This window comes from Pseudomonas sp. 32_A (genome assembly GCF_017490905.1).
Lineage (GTDB): Bacteria > Pseudomonadota > Gammaproteobacteria > Pseudomonadales > Pseudomonadaceae > Aquipseudomonas > Aquipseudomonas inefficax.
In genome coordinates, this window is record NZ_JAFGYI010000550.1 from 1 (window position 1) to 227 (window position 227).

The following is a 227-nucleotide window of genomic DNA, read 5'->3' on the forward strand; positions in this document are numbered from 1 at the left end:
ACAGGTAGGGCACCAGGATCATCGACGAGGCCAGGTAGATCAGGCTGGTATAGGTACCGGCGGAAAACAGCGTGATCAGCAGGAAGCCCTGGATCATGCAGTTGGTCAGCCACAGGGCGTTGGCCGGTACCTGGTTGGCGTTCTCGCGGCGCAGGAACTCCGGCATGGTGTGGTCCTTGGCGGCGGCGAACATGATCTCGGCGCACAGCAGCACCCACGACAGCAGG

Annotated in this window: 1 protein-coding gene; it reads right to left on the minus strand. The window is 62.6% G+C overall.

All coding sequences use genetic code 11. The features are described from left to right. Positions 1 to 227, minus strand: a 227-nt coding sequence (locus J5M58_RS27755) for an amino acid permease (protein ID WP_207880768.1), incomplete at both ends; no start/stop codon positions are given.